The organism is Exiguobacterium sp. SH0S7 (assembly GCF_004337195.1).
In the GTDB taxonomy this organism is placed as follows: Bacteria; Bacillota; Bacilli; order Exiguobacteriales; family Exiguobacteriaceae; genus Exiguobacterium; species Exiguobacterium aurantiacum_A.
The window spans coordinates 1-25,897 of the sequence record NZ_SJVA01000010.1; the positions used below are offsets into that span (position 1 = coordinate 1).

At 47.8% G+C, this 25,897-nt stretch carries 41 protein-coding genes and 1 rRNA gene; all 42 read right to left on the minus strand.

Annotated elements, in window-relative coordinates; all coding sequences use genetic code 11:
• A 16S ribosomal RNA gene (locus EVJ22_RS12365) occupies window positions 1-206 on the minus strand; the annotation flags it as partial.
• 367 nt (window positions 207-573) lie between these two features.
• Window positions 574-1,227 (minus strand): KinB-signaling pathway activation protein, encoded by a 654-nt coding sequence (locus tag EVJ22_RS12370; protein ID WP_071398651.1) that lies wholly within the window; start codon window positions 1,225-1,227, stop codon window positions 574-576.
• An 11-nt stretch (window positions 1,228-1,238) separates the two neighbouring features.
• Window positions 1,239-2,270: a P-loop NTPase gene (locus EVJ22_RS12375; protein ID WP_071398652.1), complete on the minus strand. Its 1,032-nt coding sequence runs from the start codon at window positions 2,268-2,270 to the stop codon at window positions 1,239-1,241.
• Between the two features lie 143 nt (window positions 2,271-2,413).
• Window positions 2,414-2,806: a 30S ribosomal protein S9 gene (gene rpsI / locus EVJ22_RS12380; protein ID WP_070329232.1), complete on the minus strand. Its 393-nt coding sequence runs from the start codon at window positions 2,804-2,806 to the stop codon at window positions 2,414-2,416.
• 25 nt (window positions 2,807-2,831) lie between these two features.
• Complete coding sequence (gene rplM / locus EVJ22_RS12385) at window positions 2,832-3,269, minus strand: 50S ribosomal protein L13 (RefSeq protein WP_016510784.1); 438 nt, start codon at window positions 3,267-3,269, stop codon at window positions 2,832-2,834.
• A 154-nt stretch (window positions 3,270-3,423) separates the two neighbouring features.
• Window positions 3,424-4,164 carry a tRNA pseudouridine(38-40) synthase TruA gene (gene truA / locus EVJ22_RS12390; protein ID WP_071398653.1) on the minus strand — a complete coding sequence of 247 codons (741 nt, stop codon included), beginning with the start codon at window positions 4,162-4,164 and terminating at the stop codon, window positions 3,424-3,426.
• The gene (locus tag EVJ22_RS12395; protein ID WP_070329234.1) at window positions 4,161-4,952 is read right to left on the minus strand and encodes an energy-coupling factor transporter transmembrane component T family protein; all 792 of its coding nucleotides are present in this window, start codon (window positions 4,950-4,952) and stop codon (window positions 4,161-4,163) included. Before EVJ22_RS12395 ends, truA begins: the two co-directional genes overlap by 4 nt.
• Window positions 4,949-5,827 (minus strand): energy-coupling factor transporter ATPase, encoded by an 879-nt coding sequence (locus EVJ22_RS12400; protein WP_071398654.1) that lies wholly within the window; start codon window positions 5,825-5,827, stop codon window positions 4,949-4,951. The genes EVJ22_RS12395 and EVJ22_RS12400 overlap by 4 nt, the downstream gene beginning before the upstream one ends.
• On the minus strand, window positions 5,803-6,639 hold the full coding sequence (locus EVJ22_RS12405; protein ID WP_070329236.1) for an energy-coupling factor transporter ATPase: 837 nt from the start codon (window positions 6,637-6,639) through the stop codon (window positions 5,803-5,805). The genes EVJ22_RS12400 and EVJ22_RS12405 overlap by 25 nt, the downstream gene beginning before the upstream one ends.
• A 69-nt stretch (window positions 6,640-6,708) precedes the next feature.
• Complete coding sequence (gene rplQ / locus EVJ22_RS12410) at window positions 6,709-7,062, minus strand: 50S ribosomal protein L17 (RefSeq protein WP_016510776.1); 354 nt, start codon at window positions 7,060-7,062, stop codon at window positions 6,709-6,711.
• A 24-nt stretch (window positions 7,063-7,086) separates the two neighbouring features.
• Window positions 7,087-8,031 carry a DNA-directed RNA polymerase subunit alpha gene (locus EVJ22_RS12415; protein ID WP_070329237.1) on the minus strand — a complete coding sequence of 315 codons (945 nt, stop codon included), beginning with the start codon at window positions 8,029-8,031 and terminating at the stop codon, window positions 7,087-7,089.
• Between the two features lie 92 nt (window positions 8,032-8,123).
• Window positions 8,124-8,519, minus strand: coding sequence for a 30S ribosomal protein S11 (gene rpsK, locus EVJ22_RS12420; protein WP_070329238.1), 396 nt, complete (start codon window positions 8,517-8,519; stop codon window positions 8,124-8,126).
• Window positions 8,520-8,535: 16 nt separating this feature from the next.
• Complete coding sequence (gene rpsM / locus EVJ22_RS12425; RefSeq protein ID WP_035386113.1) at window positions 8,536-8,901, minus strand: 30S ribosomal protein S13; 366 nt, start codon at window positions 8,899-8,901, stop codon at window positions 8,536-8,538.
• A gap of 19 nt (window positions 8,902-8,920) precedes the next feature.
• On the minus strand, window positions 8,921-9,034 hold the full coding sequence (gene rpmJ, locus EVJ22_RS12430) for a 50S ribosomal protein L36 (protein ID WP_003156543.1): 114 nt from the start codon (window positions 9,032-9,034) through the stop codon (window positions 8,921-8,923).
• Window positions 9,035-9,064: 30 nt separating this feature from the next.
• Entirely contained in the window at window positions 9,065-9,283 is a 219-nt protein-coding gene (infA, locus tag EVJ22_RS12435; RefSeq protein WP_035386112.1) for a translation initiation factor IF-1, read from the minus strand.
• A gap of 105 nt (window positions 9,284-9,388) precedes the next feature.
• A complete protein-coding gene (gene map, locus EVJ22_RS12440) occupies window positions 9,389-10,147 on the minus strand; it encodes a type I methionyl aminopeptidase (RefSeq protein ID WP_131444036.1) in 759 nt (252 codons plus the stop codon).
• Complete coding sequence (locus EVJ22_RS12445) at window positions 10,144-10,794, minus strand: adenylate kinase (RefSeq protein WP_070329239.1); 651 nt, start codon at window positions 10,792-10,794, stop codon at window positions 10,144-10,146. Before EVJ22_RS12445 ends, map begins: the two co-directional genes overlap by 4 nt.
• 78 nt (window positions 10,795-10,872) lie before the next feature.
• Complete coding sequence (gene secY / locus EVJ22_RS12450) at window positions 10,873-12,162, minus strand: preprotein translocase subunit SecY (RefSeq protein WP_070329240.1); 1,290 nt, start codon at window positions 12,160-12,162, stop codon at window positions 10,873-10,875.
• Window positions 12,162-12,602 (minus strand): 50S ribosomal protein L15, encoded by a 441-nt coding sequence (gene rplO / locus EVJ22_RS12455; RefSeq protein WP_021066618.1) that lies wholly within the window; start codon window positions 12,600-12,602, stop codon window positions 12,162-12,164. The genes secY and rplO overlap by 1 nt, the downstream gene beginning before the upstream one ends.
• 30 nt (window positions 12,603-12,632) lie before the next feature.
• Complete coding sequence (gene rpmD / locus EVJ22_RS12460) at window positions 12,633-12,818, minus strand: 50S ribosomal protein L30 (protein ID WP_016508937.1); 186 nt, start codon at window positions 12,816-12,818, stop codon at window positions 12,633-12,635.
• Between the two features lie 15 nt (window positions 12,819-12,833).
• Window positions 12,834-13,334 carry a 30S ribosomal protein S5 gene (gene rpsE, locus EVJ22_RS12465; protein ID WP_016508948.1) on the minus strand — a complete coding sequence of 167 codons (501 nt, stop codon included), beginning with the start codon at window positions 13,332-13,334 and terminating at the stop codon, window positions 12,834-12,836.
• 20 nt (window positions 13,335-13,354) lie between these two features.
• Window positions 13,355-13,717 carry a 50S ribosomal protein L18 gene (gene rplR, locus EVJ22_RS12470; RefSeq protein WP_071398656.1) on the minus strand — a complete coding sequence of 121 codons (363 nt, stop codon included), beginning with the start codon at window positions 13,715-13,717 and terminating at the stop codon, window positions 13,355-13,357.
• Between the two features lie 34 nt (window positions 13,718-13,751).
• Window positions 13,752-14,291: a 50S ribosomal protein L6 gene (gene rplF / locus EVJ22_RS12475; protein ID WP_016508938.1), complete on the minus strand. Its 540-nt coding sequence runs from the start codon at window positions 14,289-14,291 to the stop codon at window positions 13,752-13,754.
• Between the two features lie 33 nt (window positions 14,292-14,324).
• Entirely contained in the window at window positions 14,325-14,723 is a 399-nt protein-coding gene (rpsH, locus tag EVJ22_RS12480; RefSeq protein ID WP_021066614.1) for a 30S ribosomal protein S8, read from the minus strand.
• 31 nt (window positions 14,724-14,754) lie between these two features.
• Window positions 14,755-15,024 (minus strand): 30S ribosomal protein S14, encoded by a 270-nt coding sequence (gene rpsN, locus EVJ22_RS12485; RefSeq protein ID WP_021066613.1) that lies wholly within the window; start codon window positions 15,022-15,024, stop codon window positions 14,755-14,757.
• 18 nt (window positions 15,025-15,042) lie between these two features.
• Window positions 15,043-15,582, minus strand: coding sequence for a 50S ribosomal protein L5 (gene rplE / locus EVJ22_RS12490; protein WP_016508927.1), 540 nt, complete (start codon window positions 15,580-15,582; stop codon window positions 15,043-15,045).
• Between the two features lie 32 nt (window positions 15,583-15,614).
• Entirely contained in the window at window positions 15,615-15,923 is a 309-nt protein-coding gene (rplX, locus tag EVJ22_RS12495; protein WP_071398657.1) for a 50S ribosomal protein L24, read from the minus strand.
• Between the two features lie 37 nt (window positions 15,924-15,960).
• On the minus strand, window positions 15,961-16,329 hold the full coding sequence (gene rplN, locus EVJ22_RS12500; protein WP_012727667.1) for a 50S ribosomal protein L14: 369 nt from the start codon (window positions 16,327-16,329) through the stop codon (window positions 15,961-15,963).
• Window positions 16,330-16,372: 43 nt separating this feature from the next.
• Entirely contained in the window at window positions 16,373-16,633 is a 261-nt protein-coding gene (gene rpsQ / locus EVJ22_RS12505; protein WP_016508930.1) for a 30S ribosomal protein S17, read from the minus strand.
• A gap of 33 nt (window positions 16,634-16,666) precedes the next feature.
• Window positions 16,667-16,870: a 50S ribosomal protein L29 gene (rpmC, locus tag EVJ22_RS12510; protein WP_016508900.1), complete on the minus strand. Its 204-nt coding sequence runs from the start codon at window positions 16,868-16,870 to the stop codon at window positions 16,667-16,669.
• The gene (gene rplP, locus EVJ22_RS12515; protein ID WP_016508922.1) at window positions 16,857-17,294 is read right to left on the minus strand and encodes a 50S ribosomal protein L16; all 438 of its coding nucleotides are present in this window, start codon (window positions 17,292-17,294) and stop codon (window positions 16,857-16,859) included. The genes rpmC and rplP overlap by 14 nt, the downstream gene beginning before the upstream one ends.
• 32 nt (window positions 17,295-17,326) lie before the next feature.
• Window positions 17,327-17,971, minus strand: coding sequence for a 30S ribosomal protein S3 (rpsC, locus tag EVJ22_RS12520; RefSeq protein WP_035386108.1), 645 nt, complete (start codon window positions 17,969-17,971; stop codon window positions 17,327-17,329).
• A 13-nt stretch (window positions 17,972-17,984) separates the two neighbouring features.
• Window positions 17,985-18,317, minus strand: a complete 333-nt coding sequence (gene rplV, locus EVJ22_RS12525) for a 50S ribosomal protein L22 (RefSeq protein WP_021066609.1) — start codon at window positions 18,315-18,317, stop codon at window positions 17,985-17,987.
• Between the two features lie 20 nt (window positions 18,318-18,337).
• Window positions 18,338-18,613, minus strand: a complete 276-nt coding sequence (rpsS, locus tag EVJ22_RS12530) for a 30S ribosomal protein S19 (protein ID WP_012727673.1) — start codon at window positions 18,611-18,613, stop codon at window positions 18,338-18,340.
• A gap of 66 nt (window positions 18,614-18,679) precedes the next feature.
• Complete coding sequence (gene rplB, locus EVJ22_RS12535; RefSeq protein WP_070329243.1) at window positions 18,680-19,510, minus strand: 50S ribosomal protein L2; 831 nt, start codon at window positions 19,508-19,510, stop codon at window positions 18,680-18,682.
• Between the two features lie 34 nt (window positions 19,511-19,544).
• Window positions 19,545-19,826 carry a 50S ribosomal protein L23 gene (gene rplW, locus EVJ22_RS12540; protein ID WP_071398658.1) on the minus strand — a complete coding sequence of 94 codons (282 nt, stop codon included), beginning with the start codon at window positions 19,824-19,826 and terminating at the stop codon, window positions 19,545-19,547.
• Window positions 19,826-20,449 carry a 50S ribosomal protein L4 gene (rplD, locus tag EVJ22_RS12545; protein WP_016508943.1) on the minus strand — a complete coding sequence of 208 codons (624 nt, stop codon included), beginning with the start codon at window positions 20,447-20,449 and terminating at the stop codon, window positions 19,826-19,828. Before rplD ends, rplW begins: the two co-directional genes overlap by 1 nt.
• A gap of 28 nt (window positions 20,450-20,477) precedes the next feature.
• Window positions 20,478-21,104, minus strand: a complete 627-nt coding sequence (gene rplC / locus EVJ22_RS12550; RefSeq protein WP_016508913.1) for a 50S ribosomal protein L3 — start codon at window positions 21,102-21,104, stop codon at window positions 20,478-20,480.
• Window positions 21,105-21,165: 61 nt separating this feature from the next.
• On the minus strand, window positions 21,166-21,474 hold the full coding sequence (rpsJ, locus tag EVJ22_RS12555) for a 30S ribosomal protein S10 (RefSeq protein ID WP_016508894.1): 309 nt from the start codon (window positions 21,472-21,474) through the stop codon (window positions 21,166-21,168).
• A 380-nt stretch (window positions 21,475-21,854) separates the two neighbouring features.
• Window positions 21,855-22,364, minus strand: coding sequence for a hypothetical protein (locus tag EVJ22_RS12560; RefSeq protein WP_071398659.1), 510 nt, complete (start codon window positions 22,362-22,364; stop codon window positions 21,855-21,857).
• A 97-nt stretch (window positions 22,365-22,461) separates the two neighbouring features.
• A complete protein-coding gene (gene tuf / locus EVJ22_RS12565; RefSeq protein ID WP_070329246.1) occupies window positions 22,462-23,649 on the minus strand; it encodes an elongation factor Tu in 1,188 nt (395 codons plus the stop codon).
• 113 nt (window positions 23,650-23,762) lie between these two features.
• Window positions 23,763-25,841, minus strand: a complete 2,079-nt coding sequence (gene fusA / locus EVJ22_RS12570) for an elongation factor G (protein WP_071398660.1) — start codon at window positions 25,839-25,841, stop codon at window positions 23,763-23,765.
• Between the last annotated feature and the right edge of the window lie 56 nt (window positions 25,842-25,897).

A 25,897-nucleotide genomic window follows, 5' to 3' on the forward strand; every position in this document is an offset into this window, starting at 1 on the left:
GCGGTTCGATGACCCATCCGGTATTAGCCCCGATTTCTCGTGGTTATCCCAGACCTGAGGGCAGGTTCTTTACGTGTTACTCACCCGTCCGCCGCTCATTCCGTCGACTTCCCCCCGAAGGGTTCCGTCGATTTCCTGCGCTCGACTTGCATGTATTAGGCACGCCGCCAGCGTTCGTCCTGAGCCAGGATCAAACTCTCCAAAGAATTTGATATAGCTCTTGAAAATGACGAAGCTTGCGCTTCAATCAAAACTTGTAAAACTTTTTTGCCTCATCGTTCAGTTTTCAAAGACCAAATGTTGTCGTGTTAGCGACTTTTTAATAATAGCGAGTTCACTTTTTAAAGTCAACCGTTTTTTATTATTTTTCCACTTTTTTCTGTTGCTCAAATTTGAACAGCAGCGACGTTTATTAATATATCAATGCCTGCACTATTCGTCAACTGTTTTTCTAAAAAAACTTTGATTGCTTCAAAAATTATTTCGATACGCTTAAATCGGCCGTGGACTCCCTTCTTAACCAATGGAAAAGCTCAGGCGAAATCACCTGAGCTCATCACTGGCAAGAGAACATTACGACGATTTGGACGAGACGCGTTTCTTCGTCTTTAATGACTCTTTAGGACCACTATTCGATTTTGACACTGCTTCACCGTGCGCTGGCGCTTGGAAACGATGAAGCATCAACACTTGGTAAGCGTTGGCGAACACGAGCGTCGCAAGTGCCGGCCATAGAAGAGCGATCTCATCTGTCGCTTGCAGTGCCGGAATCCACTCAATCAACGTAATGACGATCATCAAGAAGAGCGCGGGGATAAATGCACTCGCGTTCGTCTGTCTCGCCTTGCTCGTCGCTACGATCCACGACACGACGACTAGGACGAGCATCTCTCCGATATAACGCCACATGTGATCATTTCCAAATGCGAGCATGCGTAGATAGACCGCGTCAAATAACGCGAATACAATCAAGAGCACTTGAACTCGATTCCACAGTTTCGCTCCGCGGAATAAATCCAAGCCGACACGGTGGACGATCAAGTAGGCAAAAAAGCCCATCATACTGATTCCCGTCCACGTGCTCGAGTAACTGAGTGCCGTCACGATCGCTTCCCACGACTGACTGACCAAATAACCCGGATTGGCGAGTATATTCATCAGGAACCCAAATAGCGTCCCGAAAACGAGCGTCGTCCAAAACAAACGTAAAAAACCTTGTACTTTCATCTGCTAACCATTCACCCTTCTATTTGTTGAATGACCGATTGCGCCAATTCATCATATGTTGTCTCAAACGGATGCCCATCCCGGTAGACCGAAGGCGCAAAGTCGTCTTCGTTGTCATACGGCTGACCGAGCGGGATTTGCGCGAGCAGTTTACTCTTGAGCGCTTCTGATAATTTTTCGCCGCCGCCGTAACCGAAGACGTATTCTTTCTCGCCCGTTACCTTACTCTCGAAGTACGCCATATTCTCAATGATTCCGAGCACTTTATGGTTCGTCTTGATTGCCATCGCACCCGCTCGAGCCGCTACGAACGCAGCGGTCGCGTGAGGTGTCGTTACAATCAACTCCTGGCATGACGGGAGCATCGAGTGGATATCAAGCGCGACGTCACCTGTCCCTGGCGGTAAATCGAGCAACAAGTAGTCGAGGTCGCCCCACTCCACATCATTGAAGAAGTTGTTGAGCATCTTCCCGAGCATCGGTCCGCGCCAGATGACCGGCGCATTGTCTTCGACGAAGAAGCCCATCGAGATGACTTTTACCCCGAACCGCTCGACCGGGATGATTTTTTCACCTCGGACGACGGGACGTTCTTCAATCCCGAGCATATCCGGGACACTGAACCCGTAAATATCGGCATCGATCAAGCCGACCTTTTTACCGGCACGTGCTAACGCGACCGCCAAGTTGACCGACACCGTCGACTTCCCGACGCCGCCTTTTCCTGAAGCGATTGCTATGAACGTCGTTCCTGAGTTTTCACGAAGGATAGCCGGTTTTGTCGCTTCTTGTAAACTTTCGTCATTTAGCGCTTCGAAACGAAGGCCGACCGTCTTAAAGCCTTTTCCTTTCAACAATGTGACGATCTCTTGTTGCAACTGAAGCTGTTCCCCGCTCCCGGTCTGACCGAGTGCCACTTTCACGCTGACATAGTCTTCTTTAATTCGGACGTCTTTCACGCCAGCTGTATCTCCAAGCGTACGATTGATCGTCGGATCGACCAACCCTGCTAGTTCTTCACGAACTTGTTCTACTGTAAGCATGTCATTTCCCCCTAATTTCTGTCTCGATAACAGTATATCAAAAAAAGCGTTTTCTTGAGGGAACGAAAACCGACTATTTCTCGAGCAACAAAAAAAACTCTCCGCCCATAAAGGCGAAGAGTTTAGACCAAACTGTTCGAAGATTAACGCTTCGAGAACTGTGGTGCGCGACGTGCTGCTTTAAGACCGTATTTTTTACGCTCTTTCATACGTGCGTCACGAGTCAAGAAGCCTTTTTCTTTGAGGCTTGGACGGAATTCTGGGTCCGCTTGAAGAAGCGCACGTGATACGCCGTGGCGAATCGCTCCAGCTTGTCCAGTGAATCCACCACCGTTAACGTTAACGATGATATCGTATTTACCTTCTGTTTCAGTCAATACGAGTGGTGATTTTGCCATCATGATCAAAGTCTCATGACCGAAGTATTCTGAAATATCACGGCCATTTACAACAACTTTGCCGTCACCTGCAACGAGGTGAACACGAGCCACCGAGTGCTTGCGGCGGCCAGTTCCGTAGTAACGTACATCTGCCATCGTTTAGTTCCTCCTTGTGTCCCGATTAACCGCGAAGTTCGTAAACTTCTGGTTTTTGTGCTTCGTGGTTGTGCTCAGCTCCAGCGTAAACGTGGAGTTTAGTGAATTGTTGACGACCGAGCGATCCTTTTGGAAGCATCCCTTTGATCGCGAGTTCAAGCATACGCTCTGGGCGTTTTGCAAGAAGCTCTTTTGCAGTTTGTGATTTCAAGCCGCCTGGATGACCTGAATGACGGTAGTACATCTTGTCGTTCAGTTTGTTACCAGTCAATTTGACTTTCTCAGCGTTGATGATGATGACGTGGTCTCCGCAATCAACGTGTGGTGTGAAAGTTGGCTTGTGCTTACCGCGAAGAAGTGATGCTACTTCACTAGTCATACGACCGAGTGTTTTGCCTTCTGCATCGATAAGGTGCCATTTGCGTTCTACTTCAGATGCTTTAGCCATGAATGTCGTGCGCATGTGGAATACCTCCTAAAATGTCTGTTCATTTGAATTTTTTAATGCTTGTTTGATGCTTTATCATAATCCTAGTTTACGGGGCTAAGATTGTGGTTCATCTCTCAATGTGAAAATGAAATGCCAATGAATATGATACGTTTTTACAAGGGGAATGTCAATCTACTTTTTTATAATTCACATTCCATAAATATAGACCGTGCGGTGGAGCCGTAATCCCAGCACTGCGGCGGTCTTTCGCCGCGAGCATTCGACTCACATCGGCCGGCTCATACTTCCCTCTACCAACCTCCATTAACGTACCGACCATAATCCGAACTTGGTTGTACAGAAAGCCGGATCCGACGAAGCGAAAGTACATTTCGTCTCCCGCATCAACGAGTTCCGCTTCATAAATCGTGCGGACACGGTCCACCACTTCTGACTTCGTCACCGAAAACGAAGTGAAATCATGTGTCCCGACGAGTGAACGGAGCGCTTGACGCATCCGTTCCCGGTCAAGCGCATACGTCACCGTCACGGCATGATGGCGGCGGAACGGATCAACGTCAGTGCGAATGAAGTAACGATACTCTTTCCGTTTCGCACCGTAGCGGGCATGGAAAGAAGCATCTACTTCTTCGGCTGAACAAACAAGGATATCATCTGGCAACATCGCGTTCAACGCTTTGACAAAACGATCTACCGGCATCGATAAATGCGTATCGAAGTGGATGACCTGACCTTTAGCGTGAACACGGGCATCCGTCCGCCCAGAAGCGACGACTTTCATCGCTTGACCATGCATCTTCGCAAGAACCGTCTCGACTTCGGCCTGAACCGTATTGCCGTTTGGCTGGACTTGATAGCCCGCATAATTCGTCCCATCATAAGCAATCGTCAATTTAACCCGTCTCATCCTATACCTCGCAATCCAATCAAAATGAGCGTCAAGCAGACAAACACGATCAACAATCCTGTGTCGCGCCGTTCCCACGTCATCTCACGCCACCTCGTCCGCCCTTCACCCCCACGGTACCCGCGAGCTTCCATCGCCGTGGCAAGGTCCTCAGCCCGCTTAAACGCGGACACGAACAATGGGATCATGAGCGGGACGACCGCTTTTAACCGATCTTTAATCGGACCACTCTTTAAATCGACGCCTCGCGCCTGTTGCGCCTTCATGATGCGATCCGTCTCGTCGGCTAGCGTCGGCAAGAAACGAAGCGAGATTGACAGCATCAGGGCGATCTCGTGTGCTGGCACTCGTATGCGTTCGAGGGGACGAAGACCGGCTTCAATCGAATCGGTCAGTTCCATCGGCGTCGTCGTTAAGGTGACAAGCGTCGTCAACATGACGAGATAGAAGAAACGGAGCGAGACGATCAAGCCCATTCTCACCCCTTCCGAATAAATCGAGAACGGACCGAGTGAAACGAGCAGCGTCCCTTCCCGATTAAAGAACAGTTGCAACAGGAGTGTGAACACGATCAAAAATAAAATCATTTTCAAACCGTTCCATAAATAGCGCCATGACAACTGAGACAATTTGACCGCGAATAACGTGAACGCGAGTAAAAACACGTTCGTCCACAAATTGTCGGCCAAGAAGACGACTGGAATAAACCCGAGGATGAACAGCGTTTTGGCCCGAGCGTCAAGTGTGTGCAGCCATGAATGACCGGGAATGTATTGCCCGATGATCATATGGCTCCCCCCTTTCTCAACTCGGCCGTAATCCAGTCCGCCAGTTCGACTTCCGTCCGAAGGGATGGAGGCTCGACCCCGAACGCCGGTGCGAGTTCAAGCGCGAGTCGAAGCACGTTCGGGACGTCGAGTTGCAACGAGCGAACGAGTGACTCGTCCTTGAACAGTTCGAACGGGTCACCATCGAAGGCGACTCGTCCTTGTTCCATGACGACGACACGTTCCGCATACGTCAACACATCATCCATGTCATGCGAGACGAGGATGAGCGTCAAGTCGAGTTCTTCTTTTAAACGTTTAAACAGCGCCAGCATGTCTTGACGGCCGAGCGGGTCGAGTCCCGCCGTCGGTTCATCGACGACTAAGACGTCCGGACGGCTCGCGAGCACGCCAGCAATCGCGACACGTCGCATCTGTCCGCCCGACAAATCGAACGGGGAACGGTCCCATAACGTTTCATCAAGACCGACAAGGCGCAGGGCAGCATGGGCCCGGTCTTTCGACTCAGCCTCCGTCGCACCGAAGTTGCGGGGACCAAACATCACGTCGCGTTCGACCGTCTCTTCAAACAGTTGATGCTCGGGATACTGAAAGACGAGCCCAACGCGGCGCCGAAGCGGAAGCAGACTTTGCTTTTTATCGCGACGCTTCGTAATCGCACGTACTGTAATGTCATCCACGACGACACGACCTTTTGTCGGTCGCAGTAAGCCGTTCATGTGCTGAACGAGTGTCGATTTCCCAGAGCCGGTATGGCCAAGAAACGCAACAAGCGCCCCCGACGGAATAAATACATTCACATCGCGCAGCGCGGTTCGTTCAAACGGAGTATTCAATTGATATTGGTAAGTCACTTCTTCAATGCTAATCGGCATAGATGGTTCACCAACTCCGAATGTTGTAGCATCAGACGATCGAGTGGTATGCCCCGTTCCTTCAGTTCGAGTTGCATCCGTACGATAAACGGCACATCGAGTTGGATGGCACGTAACGCTTCCGGATTTCTAAACACGTCTTCTGGTGTACCGGTCATTGCAATTTTCCCTTTAGACAGGGCAATGATACGGTCGGCAAACAACACTTCGTCGAGCTCGTGTGTAATGGCGACAACGGTCATCCCTTCTGAGACGAGCTGTTGTACCGTTTGTAACACCTCTTTACGCCCAATCGGGTCGAGCATCGAGGTAGCTTCATCGAGCACGAGGACATGCGGGCGCATTGCGAGAGCCGAAGCAATCGCAACACGCTGCTTTTGTCCACCGGATAACTGATGCGGTTCACGGTCCGCTAGTTCCGATAATCCAACGCGCGCTAGACTGTCATCAATTCGACGAACCATTTCTTGACGTGGAAGTCCCATGTTTTCGAGAGAGAACGCCACATCATCGCGCACGGTCGCCCCGACAAACTGATTGTCGGGATTTTGGAAGACGACACCGATCCGTTTACGAACGTCCCACACGTCTGTGGCGTCCGTCGGATCGAGCGTCTCAACCCGGACCTCTCCTTCCTGAGGAAGCAAAAGCCCGTTCCACAACTTCGTCAAAGTCGACTTGCCGGAACCATTATGGCCAACGATGGCGAGCCATTCCCCTTTGTATACATCGAGTGACAACCCGTCTAAGGCTGGCTCGGTTTGTCCCGGGTAACGAAACACGACATCGCGTACCATAATTTGAGATTCCATCTGTCGACTCCTTTCCGATGTGGAAACAGGGCAATACGTGACCGCATGCCCTGTTGACTGCCTAATGAATTAGACGAGTTCGATGATTACGACTTCCGCACCGTCACCGCGGCGTGGGCCGACTTTCATGATGCGTGTGTATCCACCTTGACGTTCAGCGTAGCGTGGTGCCACGTCTTCGAACAATTTTTGGATTGCGTTTTTCTCTCCAGCGCTCTCTTTGCGAACGAATGAAGCTACTTGACGACGGGCATGAAGATCGCCACGTTTTCCAAGAGTGATTAATTTTTCAACGACTGGGCGAAGTTCTTTCGCTTTTTGTTCAGTTGTTTGAATGCGCTCGTTGATAATAAGGTCAGTTGCAAGATCACGCAAAAGAGCCTTGCGTTGCGAGCTTGTACGGCCAAGTTTCGAATAAGCCATTACATTTCCCTCCTTCGGTTGAACTTAGTCTTCTTTACGCAAGCCCAAACCGAGCTCGTCCAACTTGAGTTGAACTTCTTCGAGTGATTTACGTCCGAGGTTACGGACTTTCATCATCTCTTCCTCTGATTTGTTTGCGAGTTCTTGAACAGTGTTGATGCCGGCGCGCTTCAAGCAGTTGTACGAACGAACTGAGAGATCGAGTTCTTCGATCGTCATTTCAAGTACTTTTTCTTTTTGGTCTTCTTCTTTCTCGACCATAATTTCTGCATTGAGAGCTTCGTCAGTCAAACCAACAAAGATATTCAAGTGTTCTGTCAAAATTTTCGCTCCAAGCGATACTGCTTCTTCCGGACGGATTGAACCATCTGTCCACACGTCTAATAGAAGCTTATCGAAGCTAGCATCTTGACCGACACGTGTTTTGTCTACTTCGTAGTTCACGCGTTGAATCGGTGTATAGATCGAATCGATTGGAATGACACCAATCGGCATATCATCACGTTTGTTATCTTCTGCCTGGACGTAACCACGACCACGGCGAGCAGTCAAACGCATGCGAAGCGTCGCATTGTCAGCGAGAGTCGCGATGTGGAGCTCAGGATTCAAGATTTCAACGTCGCTATCATGGGTAATGTCTGCCGCAGTGACAGCACCGGCACTTGAAACGTTAATCTCAAGCGTTTTCTCTTCTTCCGAGTACACTTTGAGCGCTAACTTCTTGAGGTTTAAAACAATTTGGGTGACGTCTTCGACGACTCCGTCAATCGTTGAGAACTCGTGAAGCACGCCATCGATTTGAACCGCCGTAATCGCTGCACCAGGAAGCGATGACAATAAAATTCGACGCAGTGAGTTGCCGAGAGTAGTGCCATATCCACGTTCAAGCGGTTCCACCACGAATTTACCAAACGTAGCATCCTCGCTGATTTCGACCGTTTCGATCTTTGGTTTTTCAATCTCGATCATCTGAACCCCTCCTTGAGTGTATCCTGCCACGCAGCTTGCGCTGCATTGTATATGTTGTTCGTGCTAGGTAAGCCCATCACACGCACAAACGATTATACGCGGCGACGTTTTGGAGGGCGGCAACCGTTGTGCGGAACAGGTGTTACGTCACGGATTGCAGTTACTTCAAGACCAGTAGCTTGGAGGGCACGGATTGCCGCTTCACGTCCAGCACCAGGACCTTTAACATTAACTTCTACTGTACGCATACCGTTGTCCATTGCAACTTTCGCTGCAGTTTCAGCAGCCAATTGTGCTGCGAACGGTGTCGATTTACGTGATCCTCTAAATCCAAGGTTACCAGAAGTAGCCCATGAGATCGCGTTACCTTGCGTGTCAGTGATTGTGATGATTGTGTTGTTAAATGTAGAACGGATGTGTACCACACCGACTTCAATATGCTTTTTGACTTTACGTTTTGAACGTACATTTTGCTTACGTTTCGCCATTGTTCAATTCCCTCCTTTACTTCTTCTTGTTCGCTACTGTACGGCGTGGGCCTTTACGAGTACGCGAGTTGTTCTTCGTGTTTTGTCCGCGAACAGGGAGACTACGACGATGACGGACACCGCGGTAGGCGCCGATTTCGATCAAACGCTTAATGTTGAGTGAAACTTCACGACGAAGGTCACCTTCAACTTTAATTCCGTCAATTGCTTCACGGATGCGGTTGATTTCGTCTTCTGTAAGATCACGTGTGCGTGAATCTTCAGATACGTTTGCAGTCTTCAAGATTTCTTGTGCTTTTGTTTTACCAATACCAAAGATGTATGTGAGCGAAATAACGATACGTTTTTCGCGCGGAATATCTACACCAGCAATACGTGCCATGTGTGCACCTCCTCTTAGATTAACCTTGTTTTTGTTTGTGTTTCGGGTTTTCGCAAATTACCATTACTTTTCCTTTACGGCGAATAACTTTACATTTTTCGCAGATCGGTTTTACCGACGGTCTTACTTTCATGATTATACCCTCCTCCTGGAAAAATCGGAGTTACTTATAACGGTACGTGATTCGCCCGCGAGTCAAGTCGTACGGAGACAACTCGACAGTTACGCGGTCGCCTGGAAGGATTCGAATGTAGTGCATCCGAATTTTCCCTGAGACGTGCGCGAGCACCGTGTGGCCGTTTTCTAACTCCACTTTAAACATTGCGTTTGGAAGTGGTTCGATAACAGTGCCTTCCACTTCAATGACATCTTGTTTCGCCATCATTTATTCCCCTTTCTATATGAAGATATTTAGGAGCACAGACGATCTATTGTACAGTACTGTGAGAGAAGGATCCATAACGGATCAGCACGCAACAATAGAGCCTCATTCACCGGAATCGAGTTTCGTTAAAATCTCGTATCCATCGTCTGTGATGGCGATGGTGTGCTCAAAGTGGGCGCACATGCTACCGTCCACTGTCACAACTGTCCAGTTGTCAGCCAGCGTTCGAACATAGCGTTGACCAGCGTTGACCATTGGTTCAATGGCTAACGTCATCCCAGTCTTTAGGCGCGGCCCTTTCCCCGGTGGACCATAGTGCGGAATTTGCGGTTCTTCATGCAAATTTTGACCGACACCATGACCGACATACTCACGGACGACAGAAAACTCATGAGATTCAACATACGCTTGAATCGCATGCGAAATGTCTGTCAATCGCAGTCCAGCCTTGGCGTGCTCCAATCCTTTATACAGACTTTCTTCGGTTACGTCAAGCAACCGCTGTGTCTCTTCTGAGATTGTTCCCACTGGATAAGTCCAAGCGGAATCTCCATGGTATCCGTTATAGTAGGCACCGATGTCGATCGAGATGATATCTCCATCGTTCAATACCCGTTCTCCGGGAATTCCATGAACAAGTTCTTCGTTCACTGAAGCGCAAACACTACCGGTAAAACCGTTGTAGCCTTTGAACGACGGTGTCGCACCTTGGCTGCGAATGTAATCTTCCGCAATCCGGTCGAGCTCTAGCGTCGTAATACCTGGTTTGATGTGCTCTTTGAGCACCTGGTGCGTTCGAGCAACAATTTGCCCAGCCTCACGCATAATCGCAATTTCTCGAGGCGTCTTCGTGATGATCATTCAGTATCACCGAGTAACGCTTTAACATCGGCATAAACGACATCGATTGGACGATCTCCATCCAATGTACGAAGATACCCTTTTTCTGCATAAAAGTCAATAAGTGGTTTCGATTGCTCGATGTTGACGTCAAGGCGACGGCGAACCGTTTCCTCTTTATCGTCTTCACGTTGCATGAGTGCCGACCCATCCACATCACAGATGCCTTCCACTTTTGGTGGGTTGAAGATCACATGATATGTCGCTCCACACGTCGGGCAGATCCAACGACCTGTCAAACGCGGAACGAGAATTTCCGCAGCCACATCAATGTTGACGACGTGGTCGATCTGTTTCCCCAAATCTTTAAGCAAACTTTCGAGTGCCTCTGCTTGAGCAACAGTACGCGGGAATCCATCGAGTAAAAAACCGTTTTTCGTATCATCTTGACTCAAGCGTTCACGTACGATTCCGATTGTTACCTCATCCGGTACGAGTTCACCTTTATCCATGAACGATTTAGCTTCTTTACCAAGTGGCGTTCCGCCTTTGATTGCCGCACGAAACATGTCGCCTGTCGAAATGTGTGGGATTTGGTACTCTTCGACGATTTTAGCCGCTTGAGTCCCTTTCCCTGCACCCGGTAAGCCCATGAGTACTAGATTCATCTCAGTTAGCCTCCAGTTTTGATTTTCACAACACATCGTAAACACGACAGGAAGGAAGGGAGAGCCCTTCCTTCCGCTTTAACGGATAAAGCCTTTGTAGTGTCGTTTTACGAGTTGACTTTCGATTTGTTTCATCGTTTCAAGGGCTACCCCGATTACGATCAACAAGCTCGTCCCTCCGATTTGCACCGAAGTTGGGAGACCGGCAAGCTTAATGAAGATTGTCGGCATGATCGCGACGAGCGATAGGAAAATCGCTCCGAAGAAAGTCAATCGATAGAGCAACTTCGTGATGTACTGTTCTGTTTGCGCCCCAGGACGAATCCCAGGAATATAGCCGCCTTGCTTCTGCAGGTTTTCTGCCATTTGTTCTGGGTTGACCTGAATAAATGTATAGAAGTAAGCGAACGCGATGATGAGCGCTACGTAGATTGACATTCCGATTGGAGATGTCGTATCGAAGTAAGTCTGCAACTTCTGCGTCGTTTCCGGAGAAGCAATGAAGCTTGCAACAGTTGGCGGTGTCACCATGAAGGAAATCGCGAAGATGACCGGGATGACACCAGCAGCGTTTAGCTTGATTGGCAAGTGCGTCGACTGACCGCCCACAGGGGTGCGGTTCGCCGTGCGCTTAGCGTATTGAATCGGAATCTTACGTGCCGCTTGTTGAACATAAATGATCCCAACCGTCACAGCAAGAATAACGAGCAATAGCACAGCCAAGTAAACGATGTTAATGAATAACGCATCTCCAGCATTTTGGAGCTTCGTCTCGTAAATCTGCGTGAAGATTCTTGGGAACCCAGCGATGATACCAGCGAAGATAATAACGGAAATACCATTCCCGACACCTTTCTCCGTTGTCATCTCACCGAGGAACATCAAGAACGCCGTACCTGCAGTAAGTACAATCGCGATCACGAAATAGGTTGCCGTTCCCCACGTCTCATTGACGAGACCTGGATAGAGACGGTTAAATCCAAATGACAGTGATGTCGCTTGAACAAACCCTAACATGATCGTCCCATAGCGCGTGACCGTCGCTAGCTTCTTACGCCCGGACTCGCCTTGTTTTGCCCATTCGGCAAACTTCGGAACGACGTCCATTTGTAAAAGTTGTACAACGATCGATGCCGTGATGTACGGCATGATCCCCATTGCGAACAGGGAGAAGTTCTGTAAAGCATTTCCTCCAAACAAGTTCAAGAAGTCGAGTAGACCTCCTGAGTCAAAACGCAACACATCCGTATTCACCATCGGCACCGGGATATGGGCCCCGATGCGGAAAATGATGATGATTGCGAGTGTGAAGAGAATACGCTGTCGAATATCTTTCACGCGCCACATATTGGAGATCGTCTGAAACATCAGATCACCTCAACTGAACCGCCAGCTGCTTCGATCGCTTCTTTCGCTGCACCCGAGAATTTGTTGGCTTTAACAGTTAATTTTGTTTCAAGCTTGCCGTTAGCAAGTACTTTGATTCCGTCTTTAGCAGAGCTGACGACACCAGTCTCGATTAAGAGTTCTGGAGTGACTTCAGTACCTGCTTCGAAACGGTTAAGCGTGTCTAGGGAAACAACTGCATACTCTTTACGAGTAGGGTTGTTGAAACCGCGTTTTGGAAGACGACGGTAAAGTGGGTTTTGTCCACCTTCGAACCCTGGACGAACGCCACCGCCTGAACGAGCTTTTTGACCTTTATGTCCACGGCCAGAAGTTTTACCGTTACCAGTCGCCATACCGCGACCGACACGGTTGCGTTCGTGACGCGAACCTGGAGTTGGCTTCAATTCATGGAGTTTCATAGTGGCACCTCCTTATTATTAAAATCGATATTATTCGTTAATTTCTTCTACAGTCACAAGGTGCGACACTTTTTTGATCATACCACGCATCGCGACGTTGTCAGGGACAACGACGGTTTGATGCATTTTGCGAAGACCAAGTGTACGTACTGTTACACGCTGATCCTCGGGACGACCGATTGTGCTGCGTGTGAGGGTGATTGCGAGTTTCGCCATGTCTAGTTCCCTCCCTTATTTAAGAAGTTCTTCTACGCTTTTACCGCGTAGTTTAGCAACTTCCTCTGCTTTTTTAAGCTCTGTCAAGCCTTTGACCGTCGCACGGACGATGTTGATCGGTGTGTTTGATCCAAGCGATTTCGAAAGGATGTCACCTACACCTGCAAGTTCGAGCACTGCACGAACTGGACCACCGGCGATAACCCCAGTACCTTCAGAAGCAGGTTTCATGAATACGCGACCTGCTCCGTATACTCCTGTGATTTCGTGTGGAATTGTTGTACCAACCATTGGTACTTGAACCATGTTTTTCTTAGCGGCTTCAATAGCCTTGCGGATCGCTTCTGGCACCTCTTGTGCCTTACCTGTACCGAAACCGACGTGACCATTTTTGTCACCTACGACTACGAGAGCGGCGAAACGGAAGCGACGGCCACCTTTCACAACTTTCGCGACGCGGTTTACGGTAACAACGCGTTCTTCAAGTTGTTCCATGTTAACGTCTAACTGGCGCATCGAGTGTCCCCTCCTTTTTGTTAGAATTTAAGACCCGCTTCACGAGCTGCTTCTGCAACAGCTTTGACGCGGCCATGATAGAGGTATCCACCACGGTCGAACACAACAGTGTCGATACCTTTCTCGAGTGCACGTTCAGCTGCAAGTTTACCAACAGCTTTCGCTGCTTCAACGTTGCCGCCGTTTGTAAGATCGAGTGCTTTATCTTTCGAAGATGCTGACACAAGCGTTGTTTGTGACGCATCATCGATAAGTTGTACGTAGATGTTCTTGCTCGAACGGAATACGTTCAAACGTGGACGAGCTGCCGTCCCGATGATCGTACGACGTACACGAGCATGACGTTTCTTACGAACTGCATTTTTATCTGCTTTTGTGATCATTTATGCCACTCCTTTCCGTTCATTTCGTGACGAATTACTTACCAGTCTTACCTTCTTTACGGCGAATACGTTCATCAGAGTAACGAACACCTTTACCTTTGTAAGGTTCTGGAGCACGGTACGAGCGGATTTGAGCTGCAACGTGACCGACGCGCTCTTTGCTAATCCCTTTTACGATGATTTGCGTGTTTGAAGGAACTTCGATCTCGATACCTTCTTCAGCAACGTACTCGATTGGATGCGAGTAACCGAGGCTGAGGACGAGTTTGTTACCTTGCTTAGCAGCACGGTAACCAACCCCTGAGATCTCAAGTGTTTTCTGGAACCCGTTAGACACACCTTCCACCATGTTGGCGATGAGGGCACGTGTCGTACCGTGGATCGTACGGTTCTCTTTCGAGTCATCCGGACGAACAACAGTTAGTTCGTTTTCTTCAATTTTGACTTCCAAAGCTGGGTTAGCTGAAAGCGAAAGTTCACCTTTAGCACCTTTTACTGTGACAATGTTGCCTTCTGCAACCGTTACAGTAACGCCAGCTGGAATCGTAACTGGTTTTTTACCAATACGTGACATTGATTACACCTCCGTTCTTGTTAGAAAAGTGACTTACCAGATGTAGGCGAGCACTTCGCCGCCGACTTGTTGTTGGCGAGCTTCTTTATCAGTCATAAGACCTTTTGATGTCGAAAGAACTGCGATACCGAGTCCTCCGAGTACTTTTGGTACTTCATCTGCTTTTGCATATACACGAAGACCTGGTTTCGAAATACGTTTGAGACCAGTGATAACACGTTCGTTGCTTGCTCCATATTTAAGGAAAAGACGAAGTGTACCTTGTTTAGCGTCCTCGATATATTCAACATCGCGAATGAAACCTTCACGCTTGAGGATCTCTGCAACCTCACGTTTGATGTTAGAAGCTGGAAGCTCCAATTTTTCATGGCGAACCATGTTAGCGTTACGGATACGTGTAAGCATATCTGCAATAGGGTCTGTCATTACCATGCGATGTACCTCCTTTCACACTGTTAGTGGATTACCAACTTGCTTTTTTAACACCAGGGATTTGACCTTTGTATGCAAGATCACGGAACTTGATACGGCTGATCCCGAATTTACCCATGTAACCATGTGGACGACCTGTGATACGGCAACGGTTATGAAGACGTACAGGTGACGAGTTACGTGGCAATTTGCTGAGTCCGATGTAGTCGCCTTCAGCTTTTAATTGCGCGCGCTTCTCAGCGTACTGGGCAACGAGTTTCTCGCGTTTTTGTTCGCGATTCACCATTGACTTTTTAGCCATGTTGTCGACCTCCCTTTATTATTTTTGGAATGGCATTCCGAGAAGTGTGAGCAATTCACGAGCTTCTTCGTCTGTGTTCGCTGTTGTAACAACAACGATATCCATACCGCGTACTTTAGTTACTTTATCGTAATCGATTTCAGGGAAAATAAGTTGCTCTTTCACACCAAGCGTGTAGTTACCGCGTCCGTCGAATGCTTTCTTCGATACACCGCGGAAGTCACGTACACGTGGAAGTGAAACAGTTACTAATTTGTCGAGGAAATCGTACATGCGCTCGCCACGAAGTGTTACTTTCGCACCGATCGGCATGCCCTCACGAAGTTTGAAACCAGCGATTGATTTCTTAGCCTTCGTTACGAGTGGTTTTTGACCTGAAAGAATTGATAATTCTTCCACTGCCATGTCAAGAGCTTTCGAGTTCGAAACAGCGTCACCTACACCCATGTTGATGACGATCTTGTCGACTTGTGGCACTTGCATAACCGAGTCATAGTTGAATTTATCCATCATCGCTTTCACGATGTCGCTTTTATACTTCTCTTGCAAACGGTTCATAGTCGAATGGACCTCCTTTCGTCACGTTGTTCTTATTTATCGAGTACTTCGCCCGATTTCGCGACACGAACTTTTTTACCATCGACTACTTTGAAACCAACGCGAGTTGGTTTGCCCGTTTTAGGGTCGATTGGCATGACGTTCGAGACGTGAATTGGTGCTTCGATTTCAAGGATACCGCCTTGTGGATTCGCTTGTGATGGTTTAGCGTGTTTTTTCATCACGTTAACCCCTTCAACGACTACGCGGTTCTTGCTTGGCATAGCTTTGAGGATAACCCCTTGCTTGCCTTTATCTTTACCAGACATTACCTGGACTGTATCGCCTTTTTTAACATGCATCGTTTTGCGCACCTCCTTATAGGATTGAAATTGGAAATTAAAGTACTTCCGGTGCCAACGAAACGATCTTCATGAATTCTTTTTCACGAAGTTCACGTGCAACTGGCCCGAAGATCCGAGTGCCGCGTGGGCTCTTGTCATCTTTGATGATGACTGCTGCGTTCTCATCGAAACGGATGTACGAACCATCTTTACGACGAGCGCCGCGTTTTGTACGAACGACAACTGCTCTGACAACGTCACCTTTTTTAACAACGCCACCTGGTGTTGCTTGTTTTACCGTCGCGACGATGATGTCACCGATGTTTGCAGTCTTACGACCTGAACCACCGAGGACTTTAATTGTCAACAGTTCACGCGCGCCAGAGTTGTCTGCTACTTTCAAGCGAGATTCTTGTTGAATCATGCGAGTGTACCTCCCTCCGGATGTTTATAGATCCGAACTGTTATTAGATGATTACTGATTCTTCTACTACTGTTACGAGACGGAAACGTTTGTCTTTAGAAAGCGGACGTGTTTCCGCGATGCGGACTACATCGCCTACTTTAGCGACATTGTTCTCATCGTGCGCTTTAAATTTCTTCGTGTAGTTTACACGTTTTCCATAAAGCTTATGACGTACTTTTGTTTCAACTGCAACGACGATCGTTTTGTCCATTTTGTCAGACACGACGCGTCCAGTGAGTACTTTACGCTTATTGCGTTCCATGAGTGTTACCTCCTCTTCAATAATCCGATTAGATTAGCCGTTGTTGATGCCGAGTTCGCGTTCACGAAGAATCGTTTTAGCACGCGCAATCGACTTGCGTACTTCACGGATACGAGCAGGATTCTCAAGCTGACCTGTAGCTAATTGGAAACGAAGGTTAAAGAGTTCTTCTTTCCACTCGCCTACTTTACCGTTGAGCTCTTCATTTGTTGATTGACGGAGATCAGTTGCTTTCATTCGTATCACCACCATTTTCTTCACGTTTCACGAACTTACATTTTACTGGAAGTTTGTGCGCTGCAAGACGAAGTGCCTCACGTGCGACTTCCTCAGATACACCCGCGATTTCGAACATTACTTTACCAGGCTTAACTACAGCTACCCAGCCTTCTGGAGCACCTTTACCCGAACCCATTCGAACTTCGAGAGGCTTTTTAGTGTACGGCTTGTGTGGGAAGATCTTGATCCACACTTTACCGCCACGTTTCATATAACGTGTCATTGCGATACGTGCTGATTCGATTTGACGGTTTGTGATCCAGCTCGCTTCGAGCGATTGGAGACCGAATTCACCGAAATGTACTGTTGTGCCGCGTTTTGCATTTCCGCGCATTTTACCACGGTGTACACGACGATATTTCACGCGTTTAGGTAACAACATAGTGTGTTGCCTCCTTCCTGAAAGAGTGTTTATTATTTAGTGTTTTTTGTTGGAAGAACTTCTCCGTGGTAAAGCCATACTTTAATTCCGATTTTACCATAAGTTGTGTCAGCTTCAGCTGTTCCGTAGTCGATGTCGGCACGGATTGTATGAAGCGGAACTGATCCTTCTGAGTACTTCTCTGAACGAGCGATATCAGCGCCACCAAGACGACCAGAAACTTCTGTTTTGATCCCTTTGATGCCAGTGCGCATCGAACGTTGAATTGACTGTTTCATTGCACGACGGAATGACACACGGCCTTCCAATTGACGAGCGATGTTTTCAGCAACAAGCTTAGCGACTGCATCCGCGTTTTTCACTTCAACAACGTTGATGTGAACACGTTTGCCTTCAGCAAGCTTCGTGATATTTTTACGGAGTGACTCGATTTCCGAACCACCTTTACCGATGACCATACCTGGTTTCGCAGTGTGAAGCGAAATGTTTACGCGGTTTGCAGCGCGTTCGATTTCAACTTTAGCCACACTAGCATCCTTCATTTTGTTTTCGATGTATTCACGAATAACGTAGTCTTCATGAAGGAGATCTGCGTAGTCTTTCTCAGCGTACCAACGCGAATCCCAGTCTTTGATAACACCAACGCGAAAACCGTGCGGATTTACCTTTTGACCCACTACATATCCCTCCTTATTTCTCAGTTACCACGATGTGAATGTGGCTTGTGCGTTTGTTAATACGACTTGCGCGACCCATCGCACGTGGGCGGAAGCGTTTGAGTGTTGGACCTTCGTTGACGAAAATTTCAGATACAACAAGGTTCTCAATGTTCATATCGTAGTTGTGCTCTGCGTTAGCAATCGCTGATTTTAATACTTTTTCAACGATTGGCGACGCTGCCTTGTTCGTGTGAGCAAGGACAGAGAGCGCTTCGCCGACTTGTTTCCCGCGAATTAAGTCTACAACGAGACGTGCTTTGCGAGGAGCAAGACGGACCATATTAGCTGATGCTTTAGCTTGCATGGATTTGACCTCCCCTCAGATTACCGTTTCGTTTTCTTGTCTGATCCGTGACCTTTGTACGTGCGTGTTGGAGCGAATTCACCAAGTTTGTGACCGACCATGTCTTCTGTCACGAATACTGGTACGTGTTTACGACCATCGTGTACACCGAACGTGTGACCCATGAATTCTGGGAAGATTGTCGAGCGACGTGACCAAGTTTTGATGACTTGCTTCTCACCAGATTCGTTAAGTTTGTCAACTTTAGCGAGCAAATGGTGATCTGCGAATGGACCTTTTTTCAAGCTGCGACCCATGATAGAACCTCCCTTTGGAATGATTCGGGAACGGCTCTTTCGAACCGCCCAAGAATCATGTGATAATTATTTCTTACGACGACGAAGGATGTACATGTCGCTCGATTTGTTTTTCTTACGAGTTTTGTAACCAAGAGCTGGTTTACCCCAAGGAGTAAGTGGGCCCGAACGACCGATTGGCGCACGACCTTCACCACCACCGTGTGGGTGATCAACTGGGTTCATTACAGAACCACGTACTGTTGGGCGTTTGCCTAACCAACGTGAACGTCCTGCTTTACCGATGTTTACAAGTTCGTGTTCTTCGTTACCAACTGAACCGATTGTAGCGCGGCAAGTGCCGAGGAACAAGCGTGATTCACCTGATTGAAGACGAACGATGACGTACTTGCCGTCACGTCCTTGGATTTGTGCCGATGCACCAGCCGCACGAACAAGCTGACCGCCTTTACCAGGCTTAAGCTCGATGTTGTGGATAGTAGTACCGACAGGGATGTTTACGAGTGGAAGAGCGTTCCCCACTTTGATATCCGCTTCAGGACCAGACATGATTTCCATGCCCACTTTGATGCCCTTAGGAGCGAGGATGTAACGTTTCTCACCATCTGCATAGTTGATGAGGGCGATGTTAGCTGAACGGTTTGGATCGTATTCGATCGTAGCAACGCGTCCGATGATAGCATCTTTGTTACGTTTGAAATCGATGATACGGTATTTACGTTTGTGCCCGCCACCTTGGTGACGTACAGTCAAACGACCTTGGTTGTTACGACCGCCTTTTTTCGAAAGCTTTTCAGTTAACGATTTTTCAGGACGGTTCGTTGTGATCTCTGCAAAGTCGAGAGATGTCATGTTACGGCGACCGTTAGTGGTCGGCTTAAACTTTTTAATTGCCATCGAGGATTCCCTCCTTTTCTTCTAAGGTAGTAAATTAACCGAGGAAGTCGATTGTGTTGCCTTCAGCAAGAGTTACGATCGCTTTTTTACGACGCGATGTGTAACCAGAGTGACGACCGACACGTTTCGCTTTCGGTTTAATGTTCATTGTGTTTACCGAAGCAACTTTCACGTTGAAGATTGTTTCGATAGCGTGCTTCACTTGTGATTTAGTCGCTTTAACGTCGATCTCGAAAACGTATTTGTTAGCTTCCATGAGGCTAACTGAACGCTCAGTGATGATAGGACGTTTGATAATATCGTATGCTTGAGCCATTATGCAAGCACCTCCTCTACCTTCGCAACCGCATCTTTAGTGAAGATGACTTTGTCGTTAGCAACGAGGTCAAGAACGTTAACGCCTGCTGCCTCGATTACAGTCACTCCTGGGATGTTACGAGCTGCGAGAGCGATAGTCTCATTGTAGTCCGCTGTGACTACAAGAGCCTTACGTTCTACTGATAGGCCAAGAAGTACTGCGACCATATCTTTTGTTTTTGGTGCATCGAAAGCAAGGCCTTCGAGGACGATCATTTCGTTGTTTTGTACTTTTGACGACAAAGCCGAGAGAAGTGCAAGACGACGAACTTTTTTAGGAAGCTTGTAAGAGTATGAACGTGGAGTTGGACCGAAGACTGTTCCACCACCAACCCATTGTGGTGAGCGGATCGAACCTTGGCGCGCACGACCAGTTCCCTTTTGTTTCCATGGTTTACGGCCGCCACCGCGTACTTCCGAGCGACCTTTCGTATCGTGAGTACCTTGACGGCGTGATGCTTGTTGCATGACGATCGCGTCATAAAGTACTGATTCGTTTGGCTCGATACCGAAAATGGCTTCAGCCAATTCGATTTCGCCAACTTGTGAACCTGTTTGGTTTAGCAAAGCTACTTTAGGCATTCGTAATTCCTCCTTTCCGTGCAGTTAATTAGTTACCTTTGACAGCTGTCTTGATGATGACGTTCGATTTACGAGCGCCTGGGATTGCGCCTTTAACGAGTACAAGGCCGCGTTCCACGTCAACTTTGACAATCTCAAGGTTTTGAATCGTTTTACGCTCGCCACCCATTTGACCAGGAAGAAGCTTCCCTTTAAATACGCGGTTAGGAGCTACAGGACCCATTGAACCAGGACGACGGTGGTAACGCGAACCGTGGGACATTGGTCCACGTGATTGTCCGTGACGCTTAATCGCACCTTGGAATCCTTTACCTTTTGAAGTACCTGTTACGTCCACTAATTCACCTGCAGCGAAAATGTCCGCCTTGATCTCTTGACCGATTTCGTATCCTTCTACTGAAGTACGAATTTCTTTCATGAAGCGCTTAGGTGTCGCGCTTGCTTTCGCAGCGTGACCTTTTGCCGGTTTGTTTTGACGTGATTCTTTGATGTCTCCGAAACCGAGTTGAACTGCTTCGTAACCGTCTGTTTCAAGTGTTTTAACTTGAAGCACGACGTTTCCTTCGACAGCAACTACTGTTACCGGTACGACTTCGCCTGCTTCGTTGAAGATTTGAGTCATACCAAGTTTTGTTCCTAAGATTCCTTTAGCCATGAGATACACCTCCTGTTTAATAATTATTGTCTCTTCTGGCTAGTATCTACTATATGAAGAATTAAAGTTTGATTTCGATGTCAACACCTGATGGTAATTCGAGACGCATAAGCGCATCAACCGTTTTTGGTGTTGGGTTAACGATGTCGATCAAGCGTTTGTGTGTACGCATTTCGAACTGCTCACGAGCATCTTTATACTTGTGGACCGCACGAAGGATCGTGTAGATCGATTTGTCAGTTGGAAGCGGGATTGGGCCCGAGACCTTCGCACCTGAACGTTTCGCAGTTTCAACGATTTTCTCAGCTGATTGATCGAGAACGCGATGGTCGTATGCTTTTAAACGAATACGGATTTTTTCATTTGCCATGTAAGTTTCCCTCCTTTGTCGCCTACTTTTAAAAATAGACAGTTCTCAGCGGAAATTTCCACACCGGCCATGGCAAAGCTGCCTGGCGTGTCATAACCTCCCGCTTCATCGCAGCGTGCTTGTGTCAGCAGAGGTATCCGATCATTGCAAATCAACGATAGGACCCATTTTCTGCTGTAAAGTCTCTCACCACTCGCACAAACACTTAATCATTATATCGAATCTGCAAAACAAATGCAAGATTTGATTTTTTTCGATCGTGCCGGATGTCTGATGAGTTGTTCAACGTTCACTAATGTAACAAGATTCGAACCCTTTTGCAAGTTCTTTTCCTTCTTTTGTTGAACTATTTTTCAAAAGAAGGCCCATGCCAACTCTTCCTAGCGTTTCATACACTCTTTAAACTGCTCAGTCACGGCTTCGACGACCGATGCCGGAGCTCGTTTCAAACACGTTTGCACAATCGAGTTGTTGAACGGGTGCGTCATAAAGTATTCGTGCAGCTTGTCGACTCTCTCTTCCCGCCCCATCACTGAATAGAGGACGACCCACTCTTCAAGATGCATCCAACTCTCGTCCGGTTCAATGTAAGGATGCGTATAAATCCCGTCCGTGCAACGCATCCGAAAACTAGCAATCACGTCGATGTCCTGTCCTTCAAACGTATATTCGCCAAAGTACGTCGTCATATACTCGTCGTGCGGACCAGACTCTTCTTTTTTTCCGGCACGGCTGAGCACACGGTCAATCGTCTCGAACTGGTCAGGCTCAACGAACAAATCTAAGTCACGCGCCGTCTCGACGATCCCGTGATGCTTGAGTAAATTTGACCCACCAAAGCGGCAGGCAACGCCGTTCAACCGGCAAAGCGTCTCCACTTGCTTTTCCATCATCGATTCTCCTTCCTACAATCCTATCTCCTATCCTATCACTTCGTTTGAAAAAACAAAAAAGCAGCCCGCAAATGCGGACTGCTTAAGACATCGATTACTCGACGATTTCTGTTACCGAACCAGCACCTACAGTACGGCCACCCTCACGGATTGAGAAACGTGTTCCGTCTTCGATCGCGATTGTAGAAATCAATTCGATCGTCAACTCGATGTTGTCTCCTGGCATTACCATTTCAGTACCTTCTGGAAGGTGAACGATACCTGTTACGTCAGTTGTACGGAAGTAGAACTGCGGACGGTAGTTCGCGAAGAATGGCGTGTGACGGCCACCCTCTTCTTTAGAAAGAACGTAGATTGAAGCTTTGAATTTAGAGTGCGGAGTGATTGTACCTGGTTTAGCAAGTACTTGTCCACGCTCGATGTCTTCACGTGATACACCACGGAGAAGAGCACCGATGTTGTCGCCAGCTTCTGCATAGTCAAGAAGCTTACGGAACATCTCTACACCAGTACATACAGTTTTCTTAGTTTCTTCTGTAAGACCAACGATTTCAACTTCGTCGTTGACGCGGAGAATACCACGCTCAACACGACCAGTCGCTACAGTACCGCGACCAGTGATTGAGAATACGTCCTCAACTGGCATCATGAAGTCTTTGTCCGTGTCACGAACAGGCTCAGGGATGTACTCATCAACTGCGTTCATGAGTTCCATGATTTTTTCTTCCCATTGTGGTTCGCCGTTAAGCGCGCCAAGAGCTGAACCTTTGATTACAGGGAGGTCGTCGCCTGGGAAGTCATATTCAGAAAGAAGTTCACGGATTTCCATCTCAACGAGTTCGAGAAGCTCTTCGTCGTCAACCATGTCAACTTTGTTCATGAATACTACGATGAAAGGAACACCTACTTGACGTGAAAGAAGAATGTGCTCACGTGTTTGTGGCATTGGGCCATCTGTTGCCGAAACAACGAGGATCGCGCCGTCCATTTGTGCAGCACCAGTGATCATGTTTTTAACATAGTCAGCGTGACCTGGGCAGTCAACGTGTGCGTAGTGGCGTTTTTCAGTTTCGTACTCGATGTGAGCTGTTGCGATTGTGATACCGCGCTCGCGCTCTTCTGGAGCACCATCGATTGCGTCAAACTTTGTAGCTGTTTTCCCTTGTGCTTTTGAAAGTACAGCTGAAATCGCTGCAGTCAAAGTTGTTTTACCGTGGTCGACGTGGCCAATTGTACCAACGTTAACGTGCGGTTTAGAACGGTCGAATTTTTCTTTACCCATTCTAGATTCCTCCTCTATAGACAATTAATTTTTATTTAACTAGGAAGACGTAGGCTACTTTTAACATACGTCCTCCTTAGCTTACAACAATCATTTCAGCGTTACAACCGTTATTAGCCGTTCGCTTTTTTGATGATTTCTTCTGCAATTGACTTCGGTACTTCTTCATAGTGATCGAAGTGCATCGAGTACGTTCCACGTCCTTGCGTACGTGAACGGAGTGACGTTGCATATCCGAACATTTCTGAAAGTGGAACCATCGCTTTAACGACTTGTGCGTTACCGCGAGCTTCCATACCTTCTACGCGTCCACGGCGTGACGTGACGTCACCCATGATGTCTCCCAAGTATTCTTCTGGGATGACAACTTCAACACGCATCATTGGCTCAAGGATGACAGCTTTCGCTTGTTCCTTAAGTTGTTTGACCGCCATCGAAGCAGCAACTTTAAACGCCATCTCGTTCGAGTCGACATCGTGGTACGATCCGAAGACGAGGGCAGCTTTAACGTCAACTACTGGGTAACCAGCAAGGATACCGTTTTCGAGAGCTTCTTGGATACCGTTTTGAACAGCCGGTACGTATTCACGTGGAACAACACCACCGACGATCTTGTTCTCAAATTCGAATCCAGCACCTTCTACGTTCGGTTCGAATTCAACGACAACGTGACCGTACTGACCGCGTCCACCCGACTGACGTACGAATTTCGAATCGATCTTCGCAGCGCTACGGATTGTCTCACGGTAAGCAACTTGTGGTGCACCGACGTTTGCTTCGACTTTGAATTCGCGACGCATACGGTCAACGAGGATATCAAGGTGAAGCTCACCCATACCAGAGATGATCGTTTGACCAGTCTCTTGGTTTGTTTCAGTGCGGAAAGTTGGATCCTCTTCTGCGAGTTTCGCGAGGGCTTGACCCATCTTGTCTTGGTCTGCTTTCGATTTAGGCTCGATTGCGACCGAGATAACCGGTTCTGGGAATGTCATTGACTCGAGAACGACGTTGTCTTTCTCTGAGCAAAGCGTGTCACCAGTCGTTGTATCTTTGAGACCAACAGCAGCGGCGATGTCACCAGCAAATACCATTGGAATTTCTTCACGGCTGTTTGCATGCATTTGAAGGATACGACCGAGACGCTCGCGCTTCCCTTTAGTCGAGTTCTTCACATACGAACCAGCTTGTGCTGTACCAGAGTACACACGGAAGAATGTCAATTTACCGACGTAAGGGTCAGTCATGACTTTGAACGCAAGTGCCGAGAACGGCGCTTCGTCAGAAGGTTCACGCGTGATTTCTTCTTCTGTATCGAGGTTGATCCCTTTGATTGACTCGACATCAACTGGTGATGGGAGGTAATCAACAACAGCGTCCAACATTAATTGAACACCTTTGTTTTTGAAGGCCGAACCGACAAGTACAGGGTAGAATTCAACGCTAAGTGTTGCTTGACGAATACCAGCTTTGAGTTCTTCGATTGAGATCTCTTCGCCTTCGAGGTATTTCATCATCAAATCTTCGTTGTAATCTGCAACGCCTTCGATCAAGCGACCGCGAAGTTCTTCAGCTTGGTCAGCCATATCAGCTGGGAAGCCTTCTGTTACTTCGATGTCAGTACCGAGGTCGTTCGAGTACATGTATGTCTTTCTTTCGACGAGGTCGATGATTCCTTTGAATTCATCTTCTGCGCCGATTGGAAGTTGGATTGGGTGTGCGTTAGCATGTAAACGCTCGTGAAGTGTTTTCACCGAGTACAAGAAGTCCGCACCGATCTTATCCATCTTGTTGACGAATACGACACGTGGAACACCGTATGTTGTCGCTTGACGCCATACAGTTTCTGTTTGTGGTTCAACACCTGACTGAGCGTCAAGTACAGCAACTGCGCCATCAAGTACACGGAGTGAACGTTCAACTTCAACTGTGAAGTCTACGTGTCCAGGTGTATCGATGATGTTTACACGGTGGCCATTCCACTGTGCAGTCGTCGCTGCAGAAGTGATCGTGATTCCACGCTCTTGCTCCTGCTCCATCCAGTCCATTTGTGAAGCTCCTTCATGAGTTTCACCAATCTTGTGGATACGACCTGTGTAATAAAGAATACGTTCAGTTGTAGTCGTTTTACCGGCATCGATGTGAGCCATGATCCCGATGTTACGAGTATTCTTTAGGGAGAATTCTCTTGCCATACTGGGTATTCTCCTTCCGCATGTGTTTTTCGTGTGCTGGCACACGATATGATTAT